Raw genomic sequence first — 12290 nt, 5'->3', positions numbered from 1 at the left:
GCCTACGACAGAATCAGGCCGTGCCCGAAGCAGAGATCGATTCACTGGCCTGGATCCACGTCCGCGACCGCCGTCTGCTGTCGGTGCGGACCGAGGGAAAGGCCAAGTTCTACCTGCCTGGAGGCAAGCGCGAACCCGGCGAGGGCGACGTCGCCGGGCTGTGCCGGGAGATCAGGGAGGAACTCGGCATCGAGCTCGAGCCGCACAGCTTTCGGTTCTTCGCGGTGCTGAACGAGCAGGCCGACGGTTACGCGGACGGCCGCCGGGTCCGCATGACCTGTTACACCGCCGACCATCGCGGGGAGCCCGCGCCCGGCCGTGAGATCGCGGAGTCCGCCTGGCTGTCGTCGGCCGACGCGCACCTCTGCCCTCCGGCTGGACAGCGGCTGCTCGGGCTGCTCGCCGACGCGGGTCTCGTCGATTAGGCGGTGTCACTCAAAGTGAGCTGTTCGGCTCACTCTGCTTACGCCGATCGCCTCATGACCAGGTCCTATCCACTCACTGGGACACCCAAAAGGGTGAATATCGGGTTTCTTCCCGATAACGGCTAACGCGGAGTCACCTTCGAGCGAGAAATAGTCGACGCACTCGACGGAAGTGCGCTCGGACGAGAGAAGACCTCTCCATGGGTGTTCCCACCGCGACCCCTCCGGCATCGGCGCCGGGGCAGGGTGCCCCCGGCAGGCTGAAGCCGCTGGGGACCGTCGTGGTCGTGCTGGGTGTGATGGCCGTCGCCGTCACCCTGACCAGTTACGTGCTGCCTAAGGCCTCCAAGCCGGTGCAGAACCCGCCCGCGCCGCAGGCCGAACAGGTCGAACAAGCCGCGGCCGCCGTGCGCACCGTGCTGCATTCCGTCGTCTATGAGCTTTCCGGCGCGGAGGGCGCCCAGAACGTCACCTACGTCGCGCAGGGTTCGGAACTCATGCAGAAGACCGACGTGACGACGCCATGGAGCACCACCTTCGAGCGCAGGAGCGCGGAAGGCCGTGACGAGTTCTACAGCCTGTCCGCGCAGGGGTCGGGCCGTGGTGCGCTGCGGTGCCGGATCGTCGTCGACGGCGAGGTCGTCAGCGACCGAACCGCTCCCGCCCCGGGCGCACCGGTGACCTGTACGTCCTAGGGCAGGATCATCCGCGTGACGGATGGTGCGATCGCGTTCGGCCCGGTGCTCGCCGTGGTCCTGGCCGTACTGGCGATCTTCGGCGCGGCGGTGGTGCAGTTCGGGCGGCTGGGGCAGGGCAAGGCGGTGCTGTTCGCGGCCGGGCGCGCCGTCGTGCAGCTCGCCGCCGTGTCGCTGGTCATCGTCGGGATCCTGAAATCAGGCTGGCTGACCGGCGGTTTCGTGCTGCTGATGTTCACGATCGCGGCGGTCACCTCGGCGCGCCGGATCGGCGTGGCGAAGGATCTGGCGTGGGTCGCGCTCGCCATCGCGTCCGGTGTGGTGCCGGTGCTGACGCTCGTGCTCGCGACCGGGGTGGTCCCGTGGCGGCCCATCGCGATCGTGCCGATCGCCGGAATCGTCATCGGCGGCGCGATGTCCGCGACCTCCCAGGCGGCGAGACGAGCGCTGGACGAACTCGTTTCCCGGCACGGCGAATACGAAGCCGCGCTGGCGCTGGGCTTCCTACCCCGCCCGGCCGCGCTGGAGATCTGCCGTCCTTCGGCGGGGCACGCGCTGATCCCCGCTCTCGACCAGACCCGGACCGTCGGCCTGGTGACCTTGCCCGGCGCCTACGTCGGTGTCCTCCTCGGTGGCGCCGGGCCGGTGCAGGCCGGGGTGACACAGGTGCTCGTGCTGATCGGGCTGCTGGCCGCCGAGGCGGTCGCGGTCCTGGTCGTCGTGCACCTGGTCGCGGCGGGCCGGATCAGCCGAAAGGCGGGTGAAGATGCGACGTGTCGTTGAACCGCCGCACCATCCAGTTTTCGCCCGACACCACCAGATGCGAGATCGACCCGTTGTCCGCGCCCAGGAACGCGAACCGGTTCTTCGCGCCGCTCGCCTGCGCGAAGACCTCGCCGATGACACCGCCGTGGGTGAACACGGCGATCCTCCGGTCCGGGTTGGCCGCCGCGAGCCTGCCGATGGCCGCCCTGATCCGCCCGCCGAACGACTCCATCGTCTCCGCGCCCGGGATGACGTCCCAGCGCTGTTCGCGCCACAGCTGTTCGACGATCGGGTGACCTTCGTAGGTGTAGCGCCGGAAAAGCCCGTTCTCCCAGTCGCCGAGGTGGATCTCCCTCAGGTCAGGCTCGACCTCCGGCGTGAGCCCCAGCTTCGCCGCGAGGGGTGCCGCGGTCTGCGGCGTCCGGCGCAGTGTCGTCACGTACAGCGCGGAGATCCGCTCGTCCGCCAGACGGCGCCCCACCCGCTCGGCGTGCTCCCTGCCTTCCGGCGCGAGGTCCGGATCAGCCTGGCCGTCGACGAGGTCGAACGGTGCGCTGCCCCTCGCCGGGGCCGATTCGCCGTGGCGGACAAGGAAGATCTCGGTCGCGCCGGGCGGCGGTGAGAACCGGTGCTGGCGGTATTCGACTTCCTGCTCAGGGGTGCTCATGCTTCGGACCCTACCGAGCTAACCAAGCTGTTTGTCCACGAAACACCAGCGCCAGGTCTCGCCGGGTTCGTGGCTGCGCATCACCGGGTGCAGGGAGTCGTGGAAGTGCTCGGTCGCGTGCTTGCCCGGTGAGGAGTCGCAGCAGGCGACGTTCCCGCATTTGACGCATTCGCGCAGATGCACCCAGGTCATCCCGTTTTCGACGCATACGGCGCACACGTCCGGGGAGCTGGGTTCGACCGCGGGCCACTCCTTGGTCAGATGTTTGCAGGATCCCGCCGTCGCGGCGGGGGTGCGCAGTTCCCGATCGGAGTCCGGCACGGCCTCCTCCTCCCTGTCCAGCATGGATTCCTCGATGTCTAGGCGGTCGAGGATCCGGCGCAGGACGTCATCATCGGCCATTCCGGAGTCACGCGCCTCCAGGAACTTCTCCCGTTCGACTTCGAGCAGTCGCAGCCGCAGGCGCCGGTACGCGTCGCTCGGGGTCTCGGTCAGCGCGCTCTGCCTGCCGAGTTCCTCCCAAGCCGAGTCCGAGCGGTGCTGGAGCCTGCTGCGCAGGCGTTCCACGATGTCGTCGGGGTCCTCGGGGGTCCGGATCTTCTCCAGCTCATCGAGCGCGGCCCTGGTCATGTCGTGGAGCACGGCCGCCTCCTGCAGGGCGTCCTCGGCCGGGTCGGGCGGCGGCAGCTTCAGGCGGCGGACCAGCACCGGCAGCGTCGTCCCGTGCAGCAGCAGCGTTCCCGCCACCACGACGAACGCGACCAGCACCAGCACGGCGCGTTGCGGGGTGTCCGCCGGCAGCACGAACGCCGCCGCGAGCGTGACGACCCCGCGCATCCCCGCCCAGGCGATCACGGCCGAGTACCGCCACGGCCAGGCGTGACGGCGGAACACCCGCCGGGCCAGGCCGATGCCCGCCATCCAGACGATCCGGGTGAGGATGGTCGCGGCCAGGGTGGCGGCGCAGATCAGGACCAGCTCGAGCGCGGTCAGCCCGCTGTCGCCGACCTCGGTCATGATCCGGCGGACCTGCAGGCCGATCAGCAGGAAGACGATGTTCTCCAGCAGGAACTGGATGGTCTGCCAGTTCAGCTTGCTGGCCAGCCGGGAGCGGCCCGAGAGCATGCTCGGCGCCTTGTGCCCGAGGATCAGCCCCGCGACGACCACGGCGATCACCCCGGAACCGTGGATCGCCTCGGCGCCCAGATAGGCCACGAACGGGACCACCAGCGAAAGCGCGGTGTCGGTGACCGGGTCTTCGAGGCGGGTGCGGATCAGCGCGGCGAGCGCGCCGACGGCGAACCCGATCGCCAGCCCGCCGCCCGCGGCCAGCAGGAAATCCCCGCCGACCTGCAGCAGGCTCACCGAGCCCGCGATGGCGGCGATGGCCGTCCGCAACGCGACCAGCGCGGCCGCGTCGTTGAACAGGCTTTCGCCTTCCAGCAGCCTGGTCAGCTTGCGCGGCATCCCGACCTTACGGGCGACGGCGGTGGCCGCGACCGCGTCCGGCGGTGCGACCACCGCGCCGATCGCCAGCCCCGCGGCCAGCGGCAGACCGGGGATCACCAGCCACGCCACGACCCCGACCGCGGCCGTGGTGAAGATGACGAGCCCCACCGACAGCAGCAGGATCGGGCCGCGGTTGCGGCGGAAGTCGATGAGCGAAGTGCGGATCGCCGTCGCGTACAGCAGCGGGGGCAGCAGCCCCAGGAGCACGACCTCCGGATCCAGTTCGTACTCCGGGACGCCTGGCACGTACGAGGCGGCGATCCCGACCGCGATCAGGCACAGGGGCGCCGACCAGTCGAGTTTCCGCGCCGCGGCGGTGACCAGGAGGACGGCCACCACCAGTGCCACCAGCTCTACCGCGATCTCCACGCCGCTCATCATCACCCGGGCGCGTCAGTACGCGCGCACCGAGGCCCGGCTACCGCTCCTCGAACCGCACCAGGTTGCCCGCCGGATCGCGGAAAGAGCAGTCGAAGGCGCCGTAGGACTGCCGGACCGGTTCCTGGACGACGTCCGCGCCCGCCGCCTGGATCCGGTCGAAGGTACCGACCAGATCCGGCGTGGACAGCACGATGATCCCGTGGACGCCCTTGGCCATCAGTTCGGCGATCGTGGCGCGTTCCTCGTCGGTGGTCTCCGGATCGGCGGCGGGCGGGTGGAGCACGAGCGACGTCTCCGGCTGCCCCGGCGGGCCGACCGTGGCCCGGAGCGGGCCCCGGTCACGCACTTCGAAGCCGAGGATGTCGCGATAAAAGGAAAGTGAAGCCTCGAGATCGTCCGCGGGAAGGTAGGACGCCTGAATCGTGAGGGTCATACGACTCAAGGTAGGTCGGCGCGCGGCGGCGCCGCTTCTCGATTCCTGATCGGTCGCATGACCTGTTTGACGACGCAGCCGGGCATGCCCCGGCCGTCTTCCGCCGCCTGTTTGCGGTACGCGCTCGGCGAGATGCCGACCAGTTCGGAGAAGCGTGTGCTGAACGTGCCCAGCGACGAGAAACCGACGTCGAAGCACACTTCGGTGACCGACATGTCCCCGCGCCGCAGCAGCATCATGGCCCGCTCGATCCGGCGGGTCATCAGGTAGCTGTACGGCGATTCGCCGTACGCGGCGCGGAACTCGCGGCTGAGGTGCCCGGCGGAGACGTGCACGCCGCGCGCCAGCGCTTCGACGTCCAAGGGCTGCGCGTAGTCACGGTCGATCCGGTCGCGGACACGGCGCAGCATCGCCAGGTCCCGCAGGCGCGGGTCGGGTTTGCCGGTCACCCGGAAAGCGTAACCCACGCCCGCACGGAGAGGCCCCCCTCGCCGGGTGGCGAAGGGGGCCTCGGCGACTCCCGCTCTAAAGGGTGATCTTGTCGATGTTGGGGCCGCCGTTCGCCGTGGTGGCGACCGCCTTGATCTTGTTCACTCCCGCCGCCAGCGTGACCTTGACGGTTCTGGTCGTCCAGTTCGGCCAGGCCCCGGTGCCGCCGAAGCCGACACCGGACGCGCTGATCGAGCCGTTGACGGAGAAGTCCAGAGGCCGGCTCGTCGCCGTCCCGTTGGCGTACCGGACGACGACGTCGTAGGTACCCGCGGACGGCACGTTCACCGTCCACTCGACCGAGCTGCCCGCGACGTTGTCGTAGTTGACGAATCCGGTGCCGGTGAACCCGGCGTGGTTCGACTCCACCGCGCCCTGGTGGATCGTGGCGTCCTCCGCCTGGTAATCGACCGGGTTACCGGGGCCCGAACCGTCGGCGGGAACGGTCTGCGTGCCGGTGTTCCAGCCCGAGACCCGCACCGAAGGCTTGGAGCCCTTGAGGTCGGCCGTGCGGTACTTCGCGGTCAGCGTGGTCGTCTCACCCGGCCAGAGGCTCACCGCGTTGTCGTTCCACTCCACCGGCAGCACCGGCTTGCCCGCGGCGTCCACGACCTTCGAGTCGACGTAGAACGCCGGGAGCTTGCCGCCCGAGGTGTTCTTCAGCGTCACGGTGGTCGTGGTGGTGCCGTCGCCGCCGGCGACCGATTTCGCCGTCGCGCTGACCGCGGACTGCCCGAGGTTCTTCAGCCCGGTCAGGTCGGCGTAACCCGACTGGGGTGTGTAGTACCAGTCGCTGCCACCCCAGTTCAGCGTGTCGGCCTTGGTGGAGAGCCAGTACACGTTCCGGCTGACCTCCTTGCCCGACGAGTCGGTGAGCACCAGCTTCGCCAGGTAGGTCGTCGACAGCCCGCTCACCGCCGGGACGGTGACCGCGGTGGCCTTGGCGCCCAGCGCGCCGACCGACAGCCCGGTCTTGGTGTTGCTGTACTTCTCGGTGCCGTCGAGGTTGTACAGCTTCGTGGTCGCCGTCAGCCCGCTCACCGCGTTCGACGTCTGGTTGATCACCACGACCGACCGGTTGTCGTGCGAGTACTGGATGTGCAGCGGCTCGTTGGCCTTCTTCGCCCCGTAGTAGGCGCCGTTCTGGTCCATGTAGGCGTCGAACAGCTGCCAGTGCAGCGAGGTCCACGGGCTGTTGAGCATCCAGTAGATCAACCCGGTCGACGGGTTGGTCGAGTCGGTGTAGTTGCGCGAGTGCGACTCGAACTCCGCGCGGACGTTCTCGTACTGCACGAGCTGCGCCTTCCGGACGAAGTCGGTCAGGTCGGCGGGCGCGCCGTAGCGCTTGGTGAGCGCGTTGGCGAACAGCTTCAGATTCGCGAACGTCGTCGACGAAGAACGGTGGTACTGGGGTGCCGACGGGTCCTTCCACATCGTTTCCAGCTCACTGGCCGACATCATCCGCTTCAACGTGTCCATCGTCGGGATGTCGACGCCCGCGCTGGTCTCGGAGTTGAAGCTCCAGGCGCCACCGCGGTCCTTCTGCGACTTGTCGTACCAATAGACGGGCGGGACGTAGTCGTACGGACCGTTCATCTTCATCCCGGACGCGCCGGTGATCGGGGACGGCCTCTTCGACGCCGACGGGATCACCGGGAGGGTGAAGTCGGCGGCCTTCATCGCGTCGAGGTAGCCCTGCTCGATCCGCCGGTCCGGCGCGAAGTCGCTGCCGATGTGGAACGAGATGACGCTCGGGTGGTCACGCAGGCGCTCGGCCTCGGAGAACATCGACGCCTTGGCGATCGGGTAGTCCGACTCGACCCACGGCTCGCCCTTCTCCTCGCCGTTGACGTGGCCTTCCCATTTGTCGCAGCATTCCCAGCCGGGCATGGTCAGCACGCCGAGGTCGTCGGCGAGGTCGAAGAACTCGTCCGGCTCGATGTGGCCTTCCAGCCGGACCGTGTTGAGCCCGAGGTTCAGCACGTACTTGAGCTTGTCGGCCGCCGCGGTCTCGTTCCAGCGCAGGAACAGGTCCGGCGTGTAGCCGCCGCCGCGGATCAGCAGCGGTTTGCCGTTGACGCTGTACTGCCGCCCGCCGCTGGAGTTCAGCGGCGCCTTGACGTCGCGGACGCCGAACTTCGACTTCGAGGTGTCGGACGGCGTGCCGCCGACACTCGCGGTCAGGTCGAGTTCGTACCGGTGCTGGCCGCCCATCCCGGCGGGCCACCAGAGGTTCGGCTTGTCGAGGCCGACCACCGGGAACGTCACGGTCTTGCGTTCCTTGGCGGCCAGCGAGACCGTCTGGGTGACCGGCTTGCCCGCGACCGTGCCGGCGACGGTGGCCTGCACCGCGTTCGCCGAGTCGTTGCGGACGTCGGCCTTCACCGTCAGGTCGGCGTGGTCCAGCGAGGAGTTCAGCTTCTGGACCACGTGGGCGCTGCGCAGGGCGACGTCGCCGCTGCGCCGGACGAGGACATCACGCACGATGCCCATGTTCTGGTCCGGCGGGGTCTGCGCCCAGTCGATCCAGCCCATCGAGAGGTCGTTGTTGGGATCGTTGGGGTAGACCTTGAAGGCGACGCTGTTGACGCCCTGGCGCACGTGCGCGGTGATGTCCAGATCGTGGCGGGTGTAGGCGCCGTTGACCTGGTCCTTCGTCGCGATCCTGGTGCCGTTGACCCAGACGTCGGCCTTGGAGAGCACGCCGCTGAAGTCGAGGTAGGTGCGCTTCGAGGTGTCCTCGACGTTCAGGTCTGTCCGGTACCACCACGGCACCGAGAACTGCGCGGTCGGGACATTCTTCATGTTCGTCGAGTAGAACGGGTCGGCGTACTTGCCGTTCTGCAGCAAGCCGGCGTAGACCGTCGACCGTGACGACACCGGGTACCAGCCGGTGGTGGGGAAGCCCGGCTTCGACACCGCCGAGTCGTCGCTGACCTGTGCCGAAGACTGGATCACGTAGCCGGGGATCGGGGTGGCGTTACCCGCGACGGCCACCTCCGCGCCGGTGGCGACGGGGGCGGTGGTCACCCCGCAGACCGCGGCGGCCAGCGCGGTGACGGTCAAGGCCAGTAAGGGGATCCGGGTTCTCTTCTGCCGAAAACTCACGAGCGCGCCTCCTCGGGCACACGGCGGCGGACCTTGGCGAAATCGTTAAGAAAGTTCCCTAACAATGTTGGGGGAGATAGTAGCCGCCACCGCACGCGGAGAACAGACCCTTGCGCCGGGTTCGTCAGCTGACGGGCGCCACGTAGCTCCACTGTCCGTCGACGCGGACGAAGTGGCTGTTCTCGTGCATGCTGTCCGCCCGGCGATCCTGCCGGTAGTGGGCCCGGAATTCCACGGTGCCCTCCTTTTCCAGCAGTCCGCCGCCCGTCTTGCCGAGGATCTCCAGGAACGTCCAACGCTGCCCGGGATCGAGGTCGAGCTCGGCGGGCCTGGTCTTCGGATGCCAGGTCTTCGTGAGGTACTCGGTGTCGCCGACGGCGAACGCGCTGAACCGCGACCGCATGAGGAGTTCGGCGGTCGGCGCGGTCGCGGCTCCCCGGTGGAAGCGGCCGCAACAAGCGCCATAGGGCTCGCCAAGGCCGCAGGGGCAACGGGACTCGTCGGTGATCACAGGCACGCCGCCGATTGTGTCATCGCGCCGCCGCGGTGATTTCGAGGTCTCGCGCCTGTTTGAGCCAGCCGGTGAACAGGGCGGCGTCGACGTCCTCGACGGAGCGCAGCTTGACGTGCGCCATCTCCCGCGCGCTCGCCTCCAGCCTGCCGGACTCGTCGTCGACGAGCTGCCCCTTCCACAAGGCGAAGGTGACGTACGACGAGTAGGCCTTCAGCAAGCAGACGAGGTTCTTTCCGACGGCTTCGCCTGCGCTCCAGGTCGGGGAACCGTGGTACATCGCCTCGATCGAGCCCGGCAGGGCGGCGTTGACGATCGGGCGCACCGCGGTGGCGACTTCGCGCAGATTCTCGGGCAGGGCGGCGATGTAGTCGTCGACGTTCGCGAACTTGGCCATGACTCGTACTCCTTCGATCGGCGTGCTGCGTCCAGCTAACCGTCCGACGGCTGAAGTTGTCAAGACAAAAAATTTAGTCGGTGGGTTTGAATGTCTGACCTCGTGTTTCCAGCGTCTGGCGGAGCGCTTGTGGCCGACGCCGTGCAAGCTCGCGAGTTCGGCTTCGGTGGCGCCGGTGAAGGCGCGCGTCGCCGGTTTGCCGATGCCGGGATGTCCTCTTCGGCCGGTGTCCGGCCTCGTCACCTCCATTGTGGATCGCCGGTGCGGAGTCAGGGCGCGGGGAACTCGACGGCGACATCGACCGCCGTCTCAAGCGTCGCTTTGCCCGGACGTCCGGAGGCCGGCGCGGATTCGGCGATGACGACCAGCTTCTTGGCCAGGCGGGAGTCGTAGTTCTCGCCGGTGAAGCGGCTTCCCGGCGGTGCCTCGCCGAAGAGAACGACGTTGCCGGTGCCGTCCTTGTCGACAAGCCGTTTCAGGTCGCTCGCCTCGCCCGTCCGCGGCATCTTCACCCACGCGACGGACACGGTGATGGTGTTCCCCGTGCCGTCGTCGACGATGACCATCATGCGCTCGAGATCCACGCAAGGATGGCGCAGGAAGAAGCGCTGAACCTCGCCGAAGGAATGCGGTCCGCATATGAGTTCACGTTTGGCGGTCTTCTTCAGCTGGCGCCAGTCCAAGCGTTGCCATGTTTCGGAATGGCGGCCCTTCTGCGCGGATTTCTTGCTGGAGCTTTTGCCTTTGACGGCTTGGCTCGCGGCGGAATCCAGGGAGGCGGCGGTGCCTCCGCCGATACCGTTGGTGGCGGCGACGACCACTCCTGCCGTGGCCATCGCGCCCGCGCCGTACTTGTATTTGATCCATCGGCCGTCCGGGCCACGTGGTTGATCAACCATGATGCACTCCGTCCCCTCCCAAGTCCGGAACGGCCGATCTTGCTCCGGGTTTTACGGAATAATCGAGGACTCGTGCGCTAATACGCCCGAACGGCGCAAGCGATCTTCGGGTTTCCGCCGGTGCTGAACAGTTCCAGGCATGACGAGGGGCCCGTCGCCGGTGTGGCCGACGGGCTCCTCGGGGTTCAGCGGTGGTGCAGGGTGTTGCGGCGGGGTTGTCGGAGCGGATCCCTGTACTGGGGCGGGATGAACTCGGGTAGCCCGTCGGTGGCCATCCGTACTGCCCAGTCACCGTGATGGATCAACCGGTGGTGGAATCCGCATAGCAGCACGAGATTCCGAAGATCTGTCGGTCCGCCGTCGACCCAGTGTTCGATGTGATGGGCGTGGCAGTTCTTGGGTTTCCGGTGGCAGCCGGGGAAGGCGCAGCCTCCGTCGCGGATGTTCAACGCACGTCTCTGGCCCGGGGTGACGAACCGTCTCAGGCGCCCCATATCCAGCGGTTCACCCGAGGCGCTCATCACGACCGGGAGCATCAGGCAGTCGCAGGCGGCGAGCCGGGCTTCTCGCGCGGTCATCGTCCCGACGAAGTCCAGGCACGCGGTCCCGAGGCCGGATTTGAGTTCCTCCAGCCCGATGGTGACATGAACAAGCGTGCGGTAGCCGCTGGTGCCCGGTTGATCCGGGCAGGCGATCGCCAGATCGAGCAGATCGACCCAGGCGTCTCCCAGGCGTTCGCACTTCATCCGCAGATCCGCTTGCCCGAACTCGTCCACCGGGCGCGGCTGAGCGTGTGCCTCCAGTGCGGCGGCGGTCCGGGCACCGGTCTCATCGTCAAGCAGACCGGTCAGCTTCCAGAAGCCGTCCTTGCGGCGTTCCAGGGTGATCTCGCGGCGTGGTTCCTTGGGTTCGGGATCTTTCGGTTCGTTGCCGTCGGGGTCGAGCCAGCCCAGGAGTTTCGCCTCGGCCTTCGCGAGTCGTCGCGGTCCGGCATCGGGGGCAAGCTCGGCGAGGATCCTGTCCGCCTCCGCCCGATCCTCAGCCGTGGTGTCGGCAGGAAGGTTCTTCAAGATCTCCAGGATCTGATCGATCCGCTCATCCCCGACCAACCCCTCCGCCGCGACCGCAGCCGTCGCGGGAGCAACCGGCGGAACCTCCGTGCCATCCAAAGCCCGCGTCGGATTCAACGCGAGCGCCCGGTTCACCACCGCACGCGCCTCACCCACCGACAACCCCGCCATATCCGCGAACCACTTATCCGTACGGCCATACCCGTACAAGTCTTTGGGGCCCCGATTCTCGATCTCCGCCAAAAGCTGCCCCAAACCGGCAGTGGCCATCCGAATCACCCGCAAAGACTGCTGCACACCATGCGCAAGCTCCACCTTGCCAGCGCGCCACAACTCCTGCGGCAACTCGGGGAGAAAGGTCTCGGACACGCCTCCAGAATACCAAGATTCATCGAACACGTGTTCGTAATTTTAAGCAACCAGTGAAACGCGCGAACAACACTGAAGGGTGATTCCGACTCGCCCGGAGATCACGCAAGGAAACCGCGTCGCATTTAGCCGACTAAATGCGCCCGGCGTCCAGCCTGAAGCTGCGCATTGAAAGCGTGCCGCAATTAGTCGGCTGAATGCGTGCGAAGCAGGTGACCGACTCGGCGCGAACGCCGTCGCCTAGCATCGGCACCATGACGACAGGCACCATGACGACAGTGGAACTGACCCGCTTCAAGGTCCCGGCCGACCGCGCGGACGAACTGCTCCAGGCCCGGCCCGCGATGCTCGCCGACTTCCGGGCCGACCGCGAAGGGTTCCTCGACGCCCAGCTGATCCGGGTCGACGACGAGACCTGGCTCGACGTCGTGTGGTGGCGCTCCTCGGAGGACTTCGCCGCGTCGCGGGAGAAGGGGGCGAACCTGCCGGGGATCAAGGCGTTCTTCGCGCCCATCGCCGAGTTGATCTCCGCGGAGGAGGGCACCACCGGGGATTTCCGGGCATAGCCCACA

Annotated in this window: 13 protein-coding genes; 4 read left to right on the top strand and 9 right to left on the bottom strand. The window is 67.8% G+C overall.

Going from position 1 to position 12290, the window contains the following annotated elements; all coding sequences use genetic code 11:
* Positions 1-20 precede the first annotated feature (20 nt).
* The 3 genes from ACZ3HL_RS32400 (at position 21) to ACZ3HL_RS32390 (ending at position 1903) form a co-directional block, all read left to right on the top strand.
* Entirely contained in the window at positions 21-425 is a 405-nt protein-coding gene (locus tag ACZ3HL_RS32400) for an NUDIX hydrolase (protein WP_465535189.1), read from the top strand.
* A gap of 200 nt (positions 426-625) precedes the next feature.
* On the top strand, positions 626-1120 hold the full coding sequence (locus ACZ3HL_RS32395) for an MmpS family transport accessory protein (RefSeq protein ID WP_465413017.1): 495 nt from the start codon (positions 626-628) through the stop codon (positions 1118-1120).
* Positions 1121-1135: 15 nt separating this feature from the next.
* Positions 1136-1903, top strand: coding sequence for an ABC transporter permease (locus ACZ3HL_RS32390; RefSeq protein WP_465535188.1), 768 nt, complete (start codon positions 1136-1138; stop codon positions 1901-1903).
* Here ACZ3HL_RS32390 and ACZ3HL_RS32385 read toward each other — a convergent pair.
* From ACZ3HL_RS32385 to ACZ3HL_RS32345, 9 genes are all read right to left on the bottom strand, one after another.
* Positions 1866-2552 (bottom strand): histidine phosphatase family protein, encoded by a 687-nt coding sequence (locus tag ACZ3HL_RS32385; RefSeq protein WP_465535187.1) that lies wholly within the window; start codon positions 2550-2552, stop codon positions 1866-1868. The two genes, ACZ3HL_RS32390 and ACZ3HL_RS32385, sit on opposite strands and share 38 nt — an antisense overlap.
* 18 nt (positions 2553-2570) lie before the next feature.
* Entirely contained in the window at positions 2571-4439 is a 1869-nt protein-coding gene (locus tag ACZ3HL_RS32380) for a Na+/H+ antiporter (protein WP_465535186.1), read from the bottom strand.
* 40 nt (positions 4440-4479) lie between these two features.
* The gene (locus ACZ3HL_RS32375) at positions 4480-4875 is read right to left on the bottom strand and encodes a VOC family protein (RefSeq protein ID WP_465413021.1); all 396 of its coding nucleotides are present in this window, start codon (positions 4873-4875) and stop codon (positions 4480-4482) included.
* A 5-nt stretch (positions 4876-4880) separates the two neighbouring features.
* Complete coding sequence (locus ACZ3HL_RS32370; RefSeq protein WP_198935874.1) at positions 4881-5285, bottom strand: helix-turn-helix transcriptional regulator; 405 nt, start codon at positions 5283-5285, stop codon at positions 4881-4883.
* Positions 5286-5400: 115 nt separating this feature from the next.
* Positions 5401-8472: a glycosyl hydrolase 2 galactose-binding domain-containing protein gene (locus ACZ3HL_RS32365; protein ID WP_465535185.1), complete on the bottom strand. Its 3072-nt coding sequence runs from the start codon at positions 8470-8472 to the stop codon at positions 5401-5403.
* 124 nt (positions 8473-8596) lie between these two features.
* Positions 8597-8983 (bottom strand): YchJ family protein, encoded by a 387-nt coding sequence (locus ACZ3HL_RS32360; RefSeq protein WP_465535261.1) that lies wholly within the window; start codon positions 8981-8983, stop codon positions 8597-8599.
* A gap of 19 nt (positions 8984-9002) precedes the next feature.
* Entirely contained in the window at positions 9003-9380 is a 378-nt protein-coding gene (locus ACZ3HL_RS32355) for a DUF1801 domain-containing protein (protein WP_465535184.1), read from the bottom strand.
* 269 nt (positions 9381-9649) lie between these two features.
* On the bottom strand, positions 9650-10216 hold the full coding sequence (locus ACZ3HL_RS32350; RefSeq protein WP_465535183.1) for a hypothetical protein: 567 nt from the start codon (positions 10214-10216) through the stop codon (positions 9650-9652).
* A gap of 248 nt (positions 10217-10464) precedes the next feature.
* Complete coding sequence (locus tag ACZ3HL_RS32345; protein ID WP_465535182.1) at positions 10465-11718, bottom strand: HNH endonuclease signature motif containing protein; 1254 nt, start codon at positions 11716-11718, stop codon at positions 10465-10467.
* Between the two features lie 254 nt (positions 11719-11972).
* On the opposite strand from ACZ3HL_RS32345, the gene ACZ3HL_RS32340 reads away from it, so the two are divergent.
* Complete coding sequence (locus ACZ3HL_RS32340; RefSeq protein WP_465535181.1) at positions 11973-12284, top strand: antibiotic biosynthesis monooxygenase family protein; 312 nt, start codon at positions 11973-11975, stop codon at positions 12282-12284.
* Positions 12285-12290: the final 6 nt, after the last annotated feature.

It is taken from the genome of Amycolatopsis sp. NPDC000009, assembly GCF_055563465.1.
The sequence above is the reverse complement of the archived record's forward strand: the minus strand, read 5'-3'. Positions and strand labels throughout refer to the sequence as shown.

What these genes read in the sequence shown, in the direction of transcription:
- ACZ3HL_RS32395 (WP_465413017.1), top strand. Translation starts at nt 626, where the DNA reads ATGGGTGTTCCCACCGCGACCCCTCCGGCATCGGCGCCGGGGCAGGGT.
- ACZ3HL_RS32385 (WP_465535187.1), bottom strand. Translation starts at nt 2,552, where the DNA reads ATGAGCACCCCTGAGCAGGAAGTCGAATACCGCCAGCACCGGTTCTCA.
- ACZ3HL_RS32380 (WP_465535186.1), bottom strand. Translation starts at nt 4,439, where the DNA reads ATGAGCGGCGTGGAGATCGCGGTAGAGCTGGTGGCACTGGTGGTGGCC.
- ACZ3HL_RS32375 (WP_465413021.1), bottom strand. Translation starts at nt 4,875, where the DNA reads ATGACCCTCACGATTCAGGCGTCCTACCTTCCCGCGGACGATCTCGAG.
- ACZ3HL_RS32370 (WP_198935874.1), bottom strand. Translation starts at nt 5,285, where the DNA reads ATGCTGCGCCGTGTCCGCGACCGGATCGACCGTGACTACGCGCAGCCC.
- ACZ3HL_RS32355 (WP_465535184.1), bottom strand. Translation starts at nt 9,380, where the DNA reads ATGGCCAAGTTCGCGAACGTCGACGACTACATCGCCGCCCTGCCCGAG.
- ACZ3HL_RS32350 (WP_465535183.1), bottom strand. Translation starts at nt 10,216, where the DNA reads ATGGCCACGGCAGGAGTGGTCGTCGCCGCCACCAACGGTATCGGCGGA.
- ACZ3HL_RS32340 (WP_465535181.1), top strand. Translation starts at nt 11,973, where the DNA reads ATGACGACAGGCACCATGACGACAGTGGAACTGACCCGCTTCAAGGTC.